Origin of the sequence: Moraxella canis (assembly GCF_002014965.1) — a bacterium.
GTDB lineage: Bacteria > Pseudomonadota > Gammaproteobacteria > Pseudomonadales > Moraxellaceae > Moraxella > Moraxella canis.
This window is the reverse complement of the sequence record NZ_MUXT01000008.1, coordinates 351424-367139: the sequence shown is the minus strand read 5'-3', so window position 1 is coordinate 367139 and position 15716 is coordinate 351424. Positions and strand designations below refer to the sequence as shown.

Annotated in this window: 17 protein-coding genes, 1 tRNA gene and 2 pseudogenes; 14 read left to right on the top strand and 6 right to left on the bottom strand. The window is 41.3% G+C overall.

The window, feature by feature from the left end; genetic code table 11:
- Positions 1-86: 86 nt before the first annotated feature.
- Positions 87-1529, top strand: coding sequence for a tRNA uracil 4-sulfurtransferase ThiI (gene thiI, locus B0180_RS07805; RefSeq protein WP_078256411.1), 1443 nt, complete (start codon positions 87-89; stop codon positions 1527-1529).
- Positions 1530-1585: 56 nt separating this feature from the next.
- Positions 1586-1661: transfer RNA gene (locus B0180_RS07800), tRNA-Gly, on the top strand.
- A gap of 277 nt (positions 1662-1938) precedes the next feature.
- Here B0180_RS07800 and B0180_RS07795 read toward each other — a convergent pair.
- Positions 1939-2160, bottom strand: a complete 222-nt coding sequence (locus B0180_RS07795) for a helix-turn-helix domain-containing protein (protein WP_049237014.1) — start codon at positions 2158-2160, stop codon at positions 1939-1941.
- A 181-nt stretch (positions 2161-2341) separates the two neighbouring features.
- On the opposite strand from B0180_RS07795, the gene B0180_RS07790 reads away from it, so the two are divergent.
- The 6 genes from B0180_RS07790 (at position 2342) to B0180_RS07765 (ending at position 6512) form a co-directional block, all read left to right on the top strand.
- On the top strand, positions 2342-2557 hold the full coding sequence (locus B0180_RS07790) for a hypothetical protein (protein WP_049237017.1): 216 nt from the start codon (positions 2342-2344) through the stop codon (positions 2555-2557).
- A 16-nt stretch (positions 2558-2573) separates the two neighbouring features.
- Positions 2574-3767, top strand: a complete 1194-nt coding sequence (locus tag B0180_RS07785; protein WP_078256410.1) for an Arm DNA-binding domain-containing protein — start codon at positions 2574-2576, stop codon at positions 3765-3767.
- Between the two features lie 10 nt (positions 3768-3777).
- Complete coding sequence (locus tag B0180_RS07780; RefSeq protein WP_078256409.1) at positions 3778-4071, top strand: hypothetical protein; 294 nt, start codon at positions 3778-3780, stop codon at positions 4069-4071.
- 134 nt (positions 4072-4205) lie between these two features.
- Positions 4206-4820, top strand: coding sequence for a LexA family protein (locus tag B0180_RS07775; RefSeq protein ID WP_205276531.1), 615 nt, complete (start codon positions 4206-4208; stop codon positions 4818-4820).
- Positions 4820-6076, top strand: a complete 1257-nt coding sequence (locus B0180_RS07770) for a Y-family DNA polymerase (RefSeq protein ID WP_078256407.1) — start codon at positions 4820-4822, stop codon at positions 6074-6076. The genes B0180_RS07775 and B0180_RS07770 overlap by 1 nt, the downstream gene beginning before the upstream one ends.
- Positions 6077-6167: 91 nt before the next feature.
- Positions 6168-6512 (top strand): hypothetical protein, encoded by a 345-nt coding sequence (locus tag B0180_RS07765; RefSeq protein WP_078256406.1) that lies wholly within the window; start codon positions 6168-6170, stop codon positions 6510-6512.
- Here B0180_RS07765 and B0180_RS07760 read toward each other — a convergent pair.
- Positions 6493-6712: pseudogene (locus B0180_RS07760) on the bottom strand (IS1 family transposase); the annotation flags it as partial. The gene B0180_RS07765 and the pseudogene B0180_RS07760 overlap by 20 nt on opposite strands.
- Positions 6713-6765: 53 nt before the next feature.
- On the opposite strand from B0180_RS07760, the pseudogene B0180_RS07755 reads away from it, so the two are divergent.
- From B0180_RS07755 to B0180_RS07745, 3 genes and pseudogenes are all read left to right on the top strand, one after another.
- Positions 6766-7421, top strand: a pseudogene (locus B0180_RS07755) (IS1595 family transposase).
- 174 nt (positions 7422-7595) lie between these two features.
- The gene (locus B0180_RS07750) at positions 7596-8594 is read left to right on the top strand and encodes a glycosyltransferase family 4 protein (protein WP_078256404.1); all 999 of its coding nucleotides are present in this window, start codon (positions 7596-7598) and stop codon (positions 8592-8594) included.
- Positions 8595-8596: 2 nt separating this feature from the next.
- Positions 8597-9580: a glycosyltransferase family 4 protein gene (locus tag B0180_RS07745; RefSeq protein ID WP_078256403.1), complete on the top strand. Its 984-nt coding sequence runs from the start codon at positions 8597-8599 to the stop codon at positions 9578-9580.
- Positions 9581-9601: 21 nt separating this feature from the next.
- Here B0180_RS07745 and B0180_RS07740 read toward each other — a convergent pair whose 3' ends face one another.
- The 4 genes from B0180_RS07740 to B0180_RS07725 are packed head-to-tail and all read right to left on the bottom strand — an operon-like array spanning position 9602 to position 12720.
- Positions 9602-10363, bottom strand: coding sequence for a glycosyltransferase family 25 protein (locus tag B0180_RS07740; RefSeq protein ID WP_078256402.1), 762 nt, complete (start codon positions 10361-10363; stop codon positions 9602-9604).
- Positions 10364-10371: 8 nt separating this feature from the next.
- Positions 10372-10650 carry a hypothetical protein gene (locus B0180_RS07735; RefSeq protein ID WP_143821296.1) on the bottom strand — a complete coding sequence of 93 codons (279 nt, stop codon included), beginning with the start codon at positions 10648-10650 and terminating at the stop codon, positions 10372-10374.
- Positions 10651-10708: 58 nt separating this feature from the next.
- The gene (locus B0180_RS07730; protein ID WP_078256400.1) at positions 10709-11125 is read right to left on the bottom strand and encodes a glycosyltransferase family 25 protein; all 417 of its coding nucleotides are present in this window, start codon (positions 11123-11125) and stop codon (positions 10709-10711) included.
- Positions 11125-12720 (bottom strand): glycosyltransferase family 2 protein, encoded by a 1596-nt coding sequence (locus tag B0180_RS07725; RefSeq protein WP_078256399.1) that lies wholly within the window; start codon positions 12718-12720, stop codon positions 11125-11127. The genes B0180_RS07730 and B0180_RS07725 overlap by 1 nt, the downstream gene beginning before the upstream one ends.
- Before the next feature lie 130 nt (positions 12721-12850).
- Here B0180_RS07725 and B0180_RS07720 point away from each other — a divergent pair, with 130 nt between their 5' ends.
- The 3 genes from B0180_RS07720 to glnA all read left to right on the top strand — a co-directional run bounded on the left by B0180_RS07720 (position 12851) and on the right by glnA (position 15539).
- Positions 12851-13366 (top strand): hypothetical protein, encoded by a 516-nt coding sequence (locus tag B0180_RS07720; protein ID WP_078256398.1) that lies wholly within the window; start codon positions 12851-12853, stop codon positions 13364-13366.
- Positions 13367-13395: 29 nt separating this feature from the next.
- Positions 13396-13701, top strand: coding sequence for a hypothetical protein (locus B0180_RS07715; RefSeq protein WP_078256397.1), 306 nt, complete (start codon positions 13396-13398; stop codon positions 13699-13701).
- A 428-nt stretch (positions 13702-14129) separates the two neighbouring features.
- On the top strand, positions 14130-15539 hold the full coding sequence (gene glnA / locus B0180_RS07710) for a type I glutamate--ammonia ligase (RefSeq protein WP_049237657.1): 1410 nt from the start codon (positions 14130-14132) through the stop codon (positions 15537-15539).
- Positions 15540-15716: the final 177 nt, after the last annotated feature.

Genomic DNA, 15716 nt, shown 5'->3' with positions numbered 1-15716 from the left:
AGGGTGTGATTTTTTTTGCGTTTTTGTAAATATCATAAATGATAAAAATGGTGTAAAATAGCCGATTTTTATCAGTCAGCATCGTTATGAAATTTATCATCAAGCTTTTTCCTGAAATCATCATGAAAAGCGACTCGGTTCGCAAGCGTTTTGTCAAAATTTTATTTTATAACATCAAATCAGCGCTGCGCCACTTCGATGAAAAAGTGGTGGTGACTCGCCATTGGGATTTTATTGAAGTCAAGACAAATCAAGATAAGCATCTGCAGATTCGTGAGGCGCTTCAGTGCATTTCAGGCATTCATCATTTTTTGGAAGTTGATGAAAAAAAGTACCAAGATTTGCATGATATTTTTGAATATGTTTATTTAGATTATAAAGATAAACTGATCGATAAGTCCTTTTGTGTGCGCGTGAAGCGGCGCGGCAAGACCGAATTTGACTCGATGCAGGCGGCGAGCTATATCGGCGGCGGCTTAAATCAGCGTATAGATAGTGCTTATGTCAAGCTTAAAAATCCTGAGGTTACCGTCGCCATTGAGATTGAAAATGACAAAGTGTTTTTGGTCAAAGGGCGCTTTGAAGGTCTTGGCGGATTTCCGATGGGCACCCAAGAAGATGTCTTGTCGCTGATTTCAGGTGGCTTTGATTCGGGTGTCTCAAGCTATATGTTCATGCGCCGTGGTAGCCGCGTCCATTATTGTTTTTTTAATTTGGGCGGGCAAGGGCATGAACTGGGCGTCAAACAAATGGCGTATCATCTGTGGTCTCGATATTCGCTGTCGCACAAGGTGAATTTTGTGACGGTGAATTTTGAGCCTGTTGTAGCTGAGATCCTAAAGACTGTTGATGATGGTCAGATGGGGGTCATTTTAAAGCGTATGATGGTCAAAGCCGCCAGTCAGATTGCCAAGCAAATGAAAATCCAAGCACTGGTCACAGGCGAGGCATTGGGTCAGGTGGCGAGCCAAACACTGACCAATCTGCGCTTGATTGATCAAGCGTCATCTGCGCTGATTTTGCGTCCATTAATTACCGAAGATAAAGAAGCCATTATAAAAACCGCAGAAAAAATTGGCACCTTTGATATCGCCAAATCCATGCCTGAATACTGTGGTGTCATCTCAAAGTCACCGACCGCTAAAGCTTCTGAATTTAAGATTTTGGAGCAAGAATCACGGTTTGATTTTGAAATTTTAAATCACGCCATCCAAAGTGCGCAGGTTCTTGACATTCGCCGCTTGGATATGAGTGATGCGCCAATCATGCCCAAAGTGGTTGATCATGTTCGGTCAGGCGAGGTGGTGCTAGATATCCGCGCGCCTGATGAGGCTTGTGATGCACCGCTCACTGTCAATGCGCCAGTGATTTGTTTGCCATTTTATAAGCTGGGCTTGCAGTTTGCCAAACTTGATGACACCAAAACTTATCTTTTGTATTGCCAACAAGGCGTGATGAGTCGGTTGCAGGCAGGGCAGCTGCTATCTCAAGGGTATAATAATGTCAAAGTGCTCAAATTAAATGCATAAAAAATGCTGAAAATGCTTGACACCCAATAAAATTGCGATATAATATGCCACACAAAGCGGGAATAGCTCAGTTGGTAGAGCACAACCTTGCCAAGGTTGGGGTCGCGAGTTCGAATCTCGTTTCCCGCTCCAAATTTTAAAAAGCTCAAATCGAAAGATTTGGGATTTTTTGTTGTTTAAAATCAAGGGTTTGTGTGGCTGCTTATCTTTATTGTTGTGTGATCACTTTTAATAAGTTGGGCACATGCAAATTTCTGTGTGCCCAAATTGTGCCTATAATGTGCCCATTGACTCTCTTTCAATAAGTTAAAATATTGGAAAAATTACCCCAACTCAATTTTAAGCAGCAAGCTGCATTATTAAGTCAAAATACACATCGATTGATTATAAGCCAGGCTTTGACCTAAACCTATTTTGATTGCGACAAATCATCAGGCTTGTATTCAAGCAAATCCCCAACCTGCACTTCCAAAAAGCGACATAGTTTATCAAGCGTCTCAAAATCGATACGTGATGAGTCGTCGTTATATAACTTATGCAACGTCGTCTTGCTCATCCCAGTCGCCCTGACAACATCAGCCACTCGAAGTCTTTTTTCTGCCAAAATTACTGGAAAACGATTAATAATCATAAAATTACCTTTTTTATGGTAAAAAAGATTTACTTTGTGGTAATTATCATGTATATTACGCACATAAGGTAAAAATTACCATCTAAATGGTAAAAAATACAACCTTATACAGAGATGCTATCTGTTATGATGCAAATAGCTAATGATAGTTGAACTAAATCACATGATAAAGGTAATCATTATGACACAAACCTACCTCACCACTCAAGAGCTTTCGCAGATGATTAAATATGATGAGCGTACTATTCGCAATCAGTTGAAGGATTCTGTATTGATTGAAGGCATTCATTACTTCAGACCATTTGGTGGTCGCAAGATCTTGTATATTTGGGAACAAATTGAAAAAGATATGCGTACCAGCATTATGGGTAGTATTAATGGTATGGCACTACAGTAAAAAAAGGAGGCTGTATATGGCATCAATCAGAACCAGAAAAGGCAGTAGTTTGCTTTTTGTTGATTTTCGATATCTGGGCAAACGCTGCCGAGAAACAACCAATCTGACTGACACACCAGCAAATCGTAAAAAGCTTGCTAAGGTGCTTGAGAAGATGGAAGCGGAGATTTTATTGGGCAGTTTTCGTTATGAGCAGTATTTCCCAAAGAGTGATAAAGCTGCCTATTTTAATGCACTCAATGACCGACGATTGAGCTTACAAAGTGAGACGCCGTTATTTAAAGAGTTTGTAGAACCTTGGTTTGAAGAAAGGCAGATTGAATGGCGTCAAACTTATCAGGAGAAAATTACGATTATCTTAAACAAGTATTTATTGCCTAAGTTTGCAAATCGGGCTTTATTTATGATTGAAAAGTCGGATGTCTTGGCATTTCGTAGTTCCCTCGCCAAAGTGACCTACAACAATACCAAGAACACCCTGTCTGCAGCCAGAATCAACGCGATTATGACCACATTGACTATGATACTAAAAGAAGCGTCAAAACGCTATAACTTTGACAATCCTTGTGAAGATATTAAGCAATTAAAGACGCCAAAATCACAGATTGAGCCGTTTAGCATTGATGAAGTGTGGCAATTCATCCATGGTGTGCGAGATGATTATAAAAACTACTATATCGTCCGATTCTTTACAGGTATGCGCACCAGCGAAATTGATGGATTAACTTGGGAGCATGTGGATTTTGAACGCAAAGAAATCCGTATCAGACAAGCCTTAGTTAATGGTGTGATGAGTGAGCCTAAGACAATAGAATCCAATCGAGAGATTGTCATGTCACCCTTTGTCTATGAAGCTCTAAAAGCACAGTATCAGGTGAGCTATGGTAAATCCAAATTTGTCTTTTGTTCGCACACAGGAGAGCCGCTTGACTATCACAATGTCAATCGTCGTATTTGGCACCCAACCCTAAAAAATCTTGGATTAAAGCCAAGAAGCGCCTATCAAACCAGGCATACGGCTGTGACATTGTGGCTATCAGCAGGAGAAGCACCTGAATGGATTGCACGGCAAATGGGTCATGTTAATACCATGATGCTATTTAAAGTATATAGCCGTTATGTACCGAACGCCACCCGCCGTGATGGCAGTGCTTTTGAGGCCATGCTTTTTAACACCCAATCTGAATATGATCATCAAACTCACTTTTAAGGAAAACAAAATGCAAACAGTATTCGCTTGTGATAGCCAAGACTTATCTTCAATGAGTGATATGCAACTGGCAAATAGACTGACCAAAGAATTGATTGTCGATTTAAACATTCAAGAAGGGTATGGATTATGTTACTTTTTAAACGTAAGTCCTTGCTATTATAACTATTTGGCAGTTTGGAGATGGGTGATGGCATGGGTGGAGAGCGACAATGCTCAAGCATTCAGCGCTGGCAGCTATGACGATGTGTATCATGAGATACGTGCTGATTTTATTAAACAATTCCCAGTAAGGTCACTTTAAGAGCCATCATTAATGGCTTTAGTTAAAACAAATACCGTTTGTAAAGATGCAAGCGGTATTTTTATAAAGAAGACTTTACAAAGCCTATTAAATACAGTAAAATCTTGAAAATGTTACTTTTTCAGGATGGCGACATGAGTAATTATGGCGGCAAGCGTCCAAACAGTGGGCGCAAACCACACCCAATGGGCGAAACCGTGGTCAAGCGTGTGCCTAAAGGACTGATACCGATTGTCGATACGCTCATAAAAACCCACCAAAAACCGTTGAATGGCGTCATCAAAACCCTTGCTTGTATGCCTTTTGATGCTCAGCATATCGATCCTAAGGCAGATGTGATCCAAATACCCCTTGCCTTAGAGCGCATTCCGGCAGGTTTTGCGTCACCGGCTGAAGGCTATGCTGAAGATTATATTGATCTTAATGAGTACTTAGTACGCAATCGTTCAGCAACCATTATCGTGCGCTGTGGTGGCGACTCCATGCTTGATGCTGGCATTGCCAAAGGCGATCTGTTGGTGATTGATCGCAGTGTGACCCCCAGTCACCGTGATATCGTCATGGCAGACTTAGGTGCCCAATATACCATCAAGCGATTACATTTTTTAAAGCAAGGTGGTGTGGAGCTGCATTCAGAAAATAGCAGCAGCCAAGCAAACTATCCAAATTACACCTTTGGCGAGGGCGATGAGCTTGCCATTGTAGGTGTGGTGATGCATGTTTTAAAAGACATGAGAGTCAAGCACTGATGTATGCGTTGATTGATGGCAATAGCTTTTATTGCTCTTGTGAGCGTGCATTCAATCCCATGCTTAAAAACAAAGCTGTTGTGGTGTTATCTAATAACGACGGCTGTGTGGTGGCACGCACCGCAGAAGCCAAAGCCCTTGGCATTAAGATGGGTGTGCCATATTTTCAAATCAAAGAGTTGGTTCATACAGGTCAAGTGATCGCCTTTTCAAGTAATTATGAGCTGTATGGCGACATCTCAAAGCGCATGATGACAACCATCAAAAGCTTGGTGCCTGCCACTGAGATTTACTCCATTGATGAATGTTTTGCTGATTTAACAGGCATCAGCCAAGCCAAGTTACACACTTTGGGCAAAGAGATTAAAAATAGGGTTTGGCAATGGGTAGGTATTCCAACCTGTGTTGGCATCGCACCAACCAAAACATTGGCAAAGTTTTGTAATCATTTGGCCAAAAAACATGCGCAATTTGCTGGAGTGGTGGTTTGGACGGATTGGTCAAAGGAGGTTCAAACCAGGGCGTTAGCCAGTGAGCCAGTTGCCCAAATATGGGGCATTGGTCAGCAAACCGCCAAAAAATTACAAGCCTTAGGAGTGATCACGGCGTTAGACTTTGCCAATCTTGACCTGCAGACACTCAAACATCATTTTAATGTTGTCACTCAAAGAACATGGCAAGAAATCAATGGCAAACCTTGTGCAGCTCTTGAGATTGAAGAAGCCAAAAAGCACATCATCAGAAGCCGAAGCTTTGCCAAAACCATCACGGATTTGATGCCCTTGCAAGCCGCCATCAGCCATCATATCAGTGCTGGCGCCAAAAAGCTGCGTGAGCAAAACACCAAAGCCCATCTACTTGGTGTATTCATTAAAACCAGCCCCTTTGATCAAAACCGTCACTATAACGGCTTTAAATGTGTGACCCTCTCACAGGGCAGCTGTGATGATTTGGTGCTTAACAAACTGGCGCAGCATCTACTCAAACAGATTTATCAGCCAGGATTTGGATATAAAAAATGTGGCATTGAGCTTGGTGGCATTGAGTCGATCAGCCGCCATCAGTTTGATCTGTTTGGTGCATCAGATGACCATAACCCCCAACTGATGCAAGTGCTAGACTGCATCAACCACACTTACGGCAAAGGCACACTCAAACTTGCGACCGAAACCCTGTCTGATGACTGGCAGATGAGCCGCACAATGATGAGTCAGCGATTTACCACCAGATTGGATGAGGCGCTCACGGTGATTTGAGCGATAAATATTGATGGTGAATAAAATTTGCACCAACAGCTGATCGCCTAGCAGATATACGGTAATTTTGTATAATAATCGTCCAAATGCCATGAAATGGGATATTAAACAATTACGTGATGAGCAAACTTTGCTACAGCCAATTCATGAAAAGTATCTATTCGATGCAAATTTATTTAGATGGTTTTCCAACCAAATGACGGATAGTGAAAATCGTAAATACACAGGAAAGCTTATTAAAGAAGAGCAAACCCAATCTGGTGGAATAGATATATTGGATAAAAGTTCAAGAATCAAGAATTGGATATGGTTGCAAACTTCTAGGATATACCGAGCAACAGGGGCACAAGCCATGAGAGCTAAAGCTCTATTTTTTAAAACATTATTTTTAGGCTATGGTTCAAAAAGTATGCTCACTAGACCCAGCCATAATTGATATAGTGAAACAATAAATCAAACGCTTTAAAATGGTTAGACAACTTCTTTGAAAAAACAGCAAGTTTTCCTAAAAACTCGCCGAAACCTGTGTCTAAATCGGTTGTTATTACCTTCAATATCAACCGTATAGCGTTTACCTATCTTTTGAAAATCCAAATCAAAAGCAGTTAAAAAACTATCCCAATTATCACAGCAAATATAACCAAAATCATGGGGCTGTATTAGAATAACTCTCATGTTATACTAGTTTTATGAAGATAACCCATTGTAAACTCAGTAAAAAAGTACAAAAAAGACTGCTTGAATCTTTTTTGTACTTGAAGTGACTGCTCGTTCGGCAGCTGATTTGCTTGGTATTCAGCATAATGCAGCAGCTTTATTCTATCACAAAATCAGACTTGTGATAGAATACCATCTTGATCTTAAGGCTAAAGAATTGTTTGATGGCGAAATAGAGCTTGATGAAAGCTATTTTGGTGGCATTGGCAAAGGCAAGCGTGGTCGCAGAGCTGGTGGTCAAACAGCTGTCTTCGGTCTTTTAAAACGCAACGGTAAAGTCTTTGTGGTTGTGGTTAAAGACACCAAGACTAACACACCAATGCCTATCATCACAAGCAAAATCAAGCCTGACAGTGTTGTTTATACAGATTGCTATAAAAGCTACAATGCTCTTGATGTTTCTGATTTTAAGCATTTTAGAATTAACCATTCCAAAGAATTTGCAAAAGACCATAATCACATCAATGGCATTGAAAACTTTTGGTCGCAAGCCAAGCGTGTTTTAAGAAAGTACAATGGCATTGACAAGAAACACTTTCATCTTTTTATCAAAGAATGTGAGTGTCGTTTTAACTATGGTACACCCTCTAATCAGCTTAAAGTATTGAGAAGATGGTGTGGGATTTAGGCTAATCTAGTACAGCTCCTTAATTTAAGTTTGATTTAATTGCTATGATATACCTTTATAAACAGACAAATCAAGCCAAGCTATCAAAGGCGGTCGGCTAAGATTTCATCATAGTCTTTTATACATAAATATGCTAATATTGGTTACAATTTATTCACCCTGTCAAGAAATATTATGAAAATTCTTCATGTGCTACTTACTCGTATGCCCATCCCACCGACTAAGTATGGCGGCACTGAGCGTGTCGTGTGGGCTTTGTATTTGGGTCAAAAAGCATTGGGGCATGAGGTCAAATTTCTGACGAAATACGCCAACAATCACCCAGATGCCTTGGTTTTTGATCCAAAGCTTAGCCTTGAAGAGCAGGTAGAAGGTTGGGCAGATATCATTCATTTTCACTTTCTGTATCGCGGTGAGATCGCCACGCCCTTTGTTTGCACCACTCACAATCAACAAGTCACGCCTGCTACATTTCCAAAGAATACCATTTTTTTGGGCAAATTACACGCTGAGCGTAGCGGTGGTCAGGCGTATGTGTACAATGGACTATACTGGCCAGACTATGGAGAGCCCAACCTAGGCAAGCCTCAAAATTATGTGCATTTTTTGGCAAATGCTAAATATAAAGACAAAAACCTCAAAGACAGTGTTGAGATAGCTCACCGTTCTAATAAGCAGCTGCATGTAATAGGCAGTAAGCGCTATTCCTTAAAATGGGCGACTCACGGCAGATATCAGCCATATTTTTATTGGGGTAATGAAATTACTTTTCATGGCATGCTGGGCGGCGAGAAGAAAAATCAAGTGATCAAAAATTCCAGTGCATTGCTTTTTCCTGTGCTTAATTATGAAGCCTTTGGGCTTGCAATGATTGAAAGCTTATATCTGGGATGTCCTGTGGTTGGCAGCCACTGTGGTTCGGTGCCAGAGCTGATCATTCCTGAAGTTGGCGTTAGCACAAATAAAAAGTCGGTGTTGATTGAGGCAATCGCCAATATTGATCAATACAATCGAAAAACTTGCCATGAATATGCCAAAGAGACGTTCAATCACTTGCGCATGAGTCAAGAATATTTAAACTATTATGAAAAAGTGTTAGATGGTGAATCGCTACATGCCAACGAGCCTGCGGTCACAAAAAATTTACCTTATGACTTTGAGTTAGATGAATAACTATGAAAATATTACACGTGCTACTCACTCAGCTGCCCATACCGCCCAATGACTATGGCGGCACCGAACGTGTCTTATGGGCGTTATATCAAGGGCAAAAAGCGCTTGGACATGACGTCAAATTTTTAACCAAACACAATGGCAATCATCCGGATGGACTGCTTTATGATGACGCACAGCCTTTAGAGACTCAAATACAAGGCTGGGCAGATATCATTCATTTTCATTTCCCTTATGATGGGGATATCAAGACCCCTTATGTGTGTACCGAGCACAGCAACAGCGAAACGCCAAGACAGTTTAATATCAACACCATTTATCTGTCAAAAAAACATGCCGATAATAATACCGCCACATGCTATGTGCACAATGGATTATTTTGGCCAGATTATGGCGAGCCAAACTTGACGTCGCCGAAGCATTATATGCATTTCTTGGCAAAAGCATCATGGCGCATCAAAAACTTGCAAGGCACAGTACGAATTGCCAAAGGAGCGGGTATGCCGCTGCAGGTGCTGGGGGGTCATCGGTTTAATATCCGCCGTAATCCTTACTTTTATTTATCAAATAAGCTGAATTTTCATGGCATGGTGGGCGGTCAACAAAAAAACGACCTAATCGCCAACTCTAAAGGCTTGATTTTTCCTGTCTTATGGCACGAGCCTTTCGGGCTTGCAGTGATTGAAAGTTTATATTTGGGCTGTCCGGTGTTTGCCACGCCATTTGGGGCGATGCCTGACATCGTCAGCCAAGAAGTCGGGGTATTATCAGATAGCTATGCCGTTTTGACCGAAGCTGTTAAGGATGTGGCACGATTTGACCGAAGAGCATGTCATGAGCATGCCAAGTCTCATTTTAGCCATATGGCGATGTCTAAGGCTTATCTGGACTGCTATGAGCGTGTGCTTGCAGGCGAGAGTCTAAATCCATCACGACCCGTTTCAAAACCAAACATCAAAGCCCGTCAAAAAATGTCAGACGAATAAATTTGATGACTGTCATCTAAATCAGCGAAATGGGACAGTGATATAAAAAAAGCGTTTTCCAAAACTTCTATAAAATCGTTTGGCGGTTTTATTTAGTTTGGTAGGCAATGAGTCTTTGGCATGATAAACAGACTTATGATTTTTTCTATCTTGCTCCAGCTGACTGGCTAAATTTTGTGCCTGACTGTCTGGTTGCTGACACAGCGCAGGGCATAACTGCAGCACCTTACCCTTAGACAGATAAGCACCAAACATAACATGGTCAATGGCATAACACTCATATTCATCAATGCTTTTAATAAATTGTAGCAGCTGCTGGGCGCCTGACCGACTGAGAATATAGCCAGCGGCGCCGACGTGGGTGCTTTTTAGGGGGTTAAGCGTTCTTTCGCCATAGTGATGGATGCTGTTACCAATATGAACCAATTCATGCCAAGTTTCAAGTTTGATAATATCAAATTCAAAATCCAGCCAATCATCTTTGATGAAACGAGCTGCATCATCACCCAAAAATACGTCATCTTCAAAAATTGCCATATAATCTAAATTTTCATCAATCATTTGCTGCCAAAGAGCTGCATGGCTTAAAAAGCAGGCTTTTTCGCCGTCGGTGAGTCTTTGATTATTGATGATTGGCATTGAAAGCTTGTGGGAGTACTTGGCAATATCTGCAGGCGTCACCGCATCAAAAAACTCAAATTCGATGCCTTGTTTACCAAATTCTGCCTGAATATGGTCTCGTCTTTCTTTGGCGTGGCTTAGGCTGATGATATAGGTTTTCATAGATACGGTCACTCAAAAGATACGGTCTTAAAAAATGTACGCTTGCCGATGCTGCGATATAACTTATTAATATAACGAGTGGCTGTTCTATGCTTTTTCTTCTTTGGGGCGATTTCATCGCGCCCTTGCTTGATCACGCTTGCAAGTTTTGTGGGATTTAGACGGTCAGCTTGTACACACAAAGCAGGTACAAGCTGATATGCTTTTATACTTTTTAAATTGGCATCAAACATTACATGATCTACAGCATAATAGTCTTGGCTTGACAGAGAGCGAAGATGGGTCAAAAAAAGCGTGCACCAGAATTTGAGAGTAGGTAACCTGCTGTACCAGTGTGTAGCGTCTTTAATAAATGTAGCATTCTACCCCCCCCAATTGATAATTGGTCGATCTGGTATGAGTAAGCTCTAGATATGTTTCAAGCTTAATCACATCAAAATCGGATATAAAAGGCGATGATGTTAAGACCAAATTTGCCTCGCGACCCAAGCATACATCATCTTCAAATACTGCTAGATAATCCAAATTCTCATCAATCATTTTCTGCCAAAGAAGTGCATGACTTAATAAGCACGCTTTTTCACCATCTGACAAGGTGTTATTATAATGTAAAGATAAACCAAGCTGTTGGCAAACCGCAAGCGTATCCGCAGGCGTCACCGCATCAAAAAACTCAAATTCGATGCCTTGTTTACCAAATTCTGCCTGAATATGGTCTCGGCGTTCTTTGGCGTGGCTTAGGCTGATGACGTAAGTTTTCATCAATTCTCCTGATTCATCTGCCAAAGCATGATGTATTTATCTAAGGTGTAGCCCATGGATGCCGCCGCTAAGATATAGCCGTATGCACCACCACTAAAATCAGCTCTAAGCACGTATTCACGCAAAAATGACACCAGCGAGCGACCGATTATCCCAAATAGGCTCACTTGCTTGCCTTTGGCGTGTTTTTCTTGCGCCCAATCATGGCTATAACGAATGTTCTTTACCAAAAAATGATGTAAATCATCATTGGTGATGTGGGGTAAGTAGCCATCTAAAACTTGGCTTGGCACACCTTGTTGGTCTAAGGATTCGTGTACGTTTAGGTCGCTGTACTCAAACTTACGGGCATATAAGCGAGCCAATTTATCGGTATACCAACGGCGTGGCTGAACTTCCACCCCGCAAAACGTATTGACCCGAGCCACACTAAATACTTTATCGGTTTGTACAGGCAGGCTGAGTACCTTGGCGATAGACTCGCGCAGCGTCTGGTCAAGTCGTTCGTCGGCATCAAGCACCAGCACATAGTCGCCTGTGGCATGGCTTTGGGCAAGCTGTCTTTGTTTACCAAAGCCTTGCCAATCGGTATTGACATACCATTTTGCCCCAAAGCTTTCGGCGATTTGGCGAGTGTTATCGGAGCTGCCACTGTCTAAGATGATGATTTCATCAACGATATCATGCACCGTATCTAGACATGCTTTGAGATGTTTGCTTTCGTTTTTACAAATCATCACCAGCGAGAGTGTCGATTTTTTTTGTGAAAGGTCAATGGGCTGTAAGTTTTTTGTCATCGCCACAGAATTTAAAAATGCCTGCTTGGCTTGATTGTGGCTTAAATCATAAAGACAGGCGTATTTATTAAATGTGTACTGGCTAAATAATAAAGAATAAATCAGTCCATAACGCCCCTGCAAAAATCGTCCATCAATCACATATTGCTTGACAAATGCCCACAAAGGATTAAGTACGACTTTGTAAAATTTGCCTGTTTTGCCTTGGGTGTGGCGGTCATCTGCCCATGCTTTGGCATAGTCTAGACGTTTTTCTAACCAAAATTTTGGCGTGGGTGCGGTGTGGTGTTCTAAAAATCCGTCCAGTTTTGCGGTGTTTGCCCCAGTCAAAACAACGGACTCGTGCACCAAATTATTGTCATAACCAAAGTGTTTGGGATAAAGTCGCCAATGGGCTTTCACGCCCCACAAAGCATTGTCAATTTGATGTCCAAACACAAAATCAAGCCGTTTGATGCCATAGACTGTATTGGCAGGGGGATTTTTAATGGCTTGTAAGATGCTGTTTTTGAGCGTGGGCGTGACCACTTCATCAGCATCAAGGGCTAAAATCCACTCGCCTGTGGCATGGCTTTGGGCAAGCTGTCTTTGTTTACCAAAGCCTTGCCAGTCGGTATTCACAAACCATTCTGCCCCAAAGCTTTCGGCGATATCACGGCTGTTATCGGTGCTGCCACTGTCTAAGATGATGATTTCATCAGCAAATTCAGCCACGCTTGGCAACGATAATGCCAAATTATGAGCTTCATTTTTGACGATCATGACGACAGAAAGACGATAGGGCTTGGCTGCATTCATTATGATAAACTTAATAAAAATAAAAGCTTATTTTACTGAACTTTATCGTGGTTTTCCAGTATTTTAAACCTAGTCAAAATCAAGATTTCAAAGTACAATAGCGTAAATATATGACTGTCTTGGAAAGTTGATGAAATTTTTAGTTTTTGCAAGTGCATTGAGTGCAGCGATGATGGTGACTGCGTGTGGTGATAAACCGACTGAACAAGCTTCGGTCAGTGCCCCTGAAGCTGACATTCAGCAGACGACTTATGTGGGCTGTTACACCATTGACAAGGACACGCCTGCCAGTATTCAGATCAGCTTAAAAGATGGCAAATATGTGATGCAGATGAAAGAAGATGAAAGCAAAGCCCAAGTTTGGGATGAGCCTGAGCCTCTGACTGTGCTTGCCAAATCAGATGGTTGGAAATATTTTTCTACCAATTCTATCAATCTGTCTATGAGCGATGTGGCAGGCGAGATCATCGCAAGACCAGATGAAGTCTTGGCGATTGCCAAGCTGCATGAGACCAGCGCCAATACCAATCCGATGCTTGACAGTCACTACGCTGTGTCATTGATGGGGGCGGTTAACACCATTTATCAAGTGGCATGCGATGATAAGCGCATCAGCTTAACATCAGAGTTTCATCAAAATAAATAACCACTTATTTGAGTATAAGGAAAATCGGCATGGGATTTTTGGGCTATCTGTTGATGGGTGCGATCGTTTATACCATTGGCTTTTTTATCAATCTAAAGCTATTACATCCTAAGCGTCAAGCTGGCGAGATCACTTCTGTCAAACATCCGACCATCATTGGCTATTTGGTGGGGTGCTTTATTGTGATGCTTGGCGTGTCGGCGCTTTTGGGGAGATTTGTGCTGCATCATGAAGGGATTGATTGGGCATTTATTGGGGTGAATAGTTTGGTGGCGACCGTTGTTTTTTATTTTGGTCTCAATCCTGATACGACCAAGATGAATTTGCCTGACTGATTTGGCGAAATTTGGGTCATGATCGCGCTTTTGGAGCGCGATTTTTTTATGCTCATTAAACAGATAAGATATTATCAATATATAATAATAAAAACAGATTATATTATCATAAATATTTATAAATTAATTAATAATAAAAATATATATTTAATTTAATTAATATTATAAAAATTTCATAAAAATATGATAAAATATAAATATAATAAAATCATATGTTTATATTTTATAATAGTAAAATATTTATTATTTATTTTTATAAATAATAAATATTTTTATATTTATTATTTATATTTATAATATGATTTTTGCTGGGTTTTTGTCTTTACCTTTACCCAAAAAAAGCGTATGATAACTGACAAGCCAATCACTGACAGCGCGTAAAGTCGGTGAGCTTAACTGAAAATTTCATAAAAAAGCAGGAGTGTATTATGTCAAACAAGTTATTTGATCTGATCGAATCATCGGGTGCTAAGTGGGTTGATTTTCGTTTTACTGACACGCATGGCAAGGAGCTGCATTTGACTTTTCCAGCGTCTACCGTGGATGAAGACACGCTAGAAGATGGTAAAATGTTTGACGGCTCATCGGTGGCAGGCTGGAAGGGCATCGAGTCATCGGATATGATTTTGCTTCCTGATTCTGAGACAGCGTATTTAGATCCATTTTATGAAGCGCCAACAGTGGTCGTGACTTGTGATGTGATCGAGCCTGCAACCTTACAAGGTTATGAAAAAGACCCACGCTCAATCGCACGCCGCGCGGAAACTTATTTAAAATCAACAGGCATCGGTGATACTGCATTTTTTGGTCCTGAGCCTGAATTTTTTGTGTTTGATGATGTTAAATGGGATATTGACCCATCAGGCGCTCGCAACACCATCACTTCTGAAGCGGCATCTTGGTCATCAATCAAAGAGTACCAATGGGGCAATAATGGTCATCGTCCAGCGGTGAAAGGTGGCTATGCTGTGAGTGCACCGATTGACCATTATCATGACATGCGCGCCGTCATGTGCGAGCGCATCGAAGACATCATGGGTGAAGGTCGTGTGGAAGTGCATCATCATGAAGTGGCTTCATGTCAGCTTGAAATTGGCGTGTCTTTTAATACTTTGGTCAAAAAAGCAGACGAAGTACAGCAATTTAAATATGTGGTGCAAAATGTTGCCAATCAATTTGGTAAATCCGCAACCTTTATGCCAAAACCAATCGTTGGTGATAACGGCTCTGGGATGCATGTCCACATGTCGATCTCAAAAGATGGCGTCAATACTTTTTCTGGTGATGAGTACGCTGGTCTATCGACGACCGCGCTACACTTCATTGGCGGTATCATCAAACATGCACGTGCGCTAAACGCGATCACCAACCCAACAGTCAATAGCTATAAGCGCTTGGTACCACATTTTGAAGCGCCGATTAAATTAGCATATTCAGCATCGAACCGCTCAGCGTCTATTCGTATTCCGCATGTGTCTAGTCCAAAAGCGGTGCGTATCGAAGCGCGTTTCCCAGATCCAGCAGCTAACCCATATCTGTGCTTTGCTGCCCTACTGATGGCAGGGATTGATGGCATTGAAAATAAAGTTGATCCAGGTGAGGCAGCGGATAAGAACCTGTATGATTTACCACCAGAAGAAGAGGCATTGATCCCAACTGTGGCAGAGAATCTAGAAGCTGCCTTAAAAGCCCTAAAAGAAGATCATGCTTTCTTATTAAAAGGTGATGTGTTTAGTAAAGATATGATCGATGCTTATATCGACCTAAAAATGCAAGAAGTGCACAAAATGAACGAAGCGGTACATCCACTTGAGTTTGATTTGTATTATCGCTGCTAATGCCAGTCCGTCAGCTGACGGATATCAATCAAGTTGAAACAAGTCCCAAGGCAGGTGGAACCCTTGGGGCTTGTTTCTTTATGGGTTAATTGTACGACAAGCCTATCAGCACCAAATTTTCCCTGAAAAATAAGCATAGATGCGGTAAAATGATACATATTTTACCGCATCTTATTA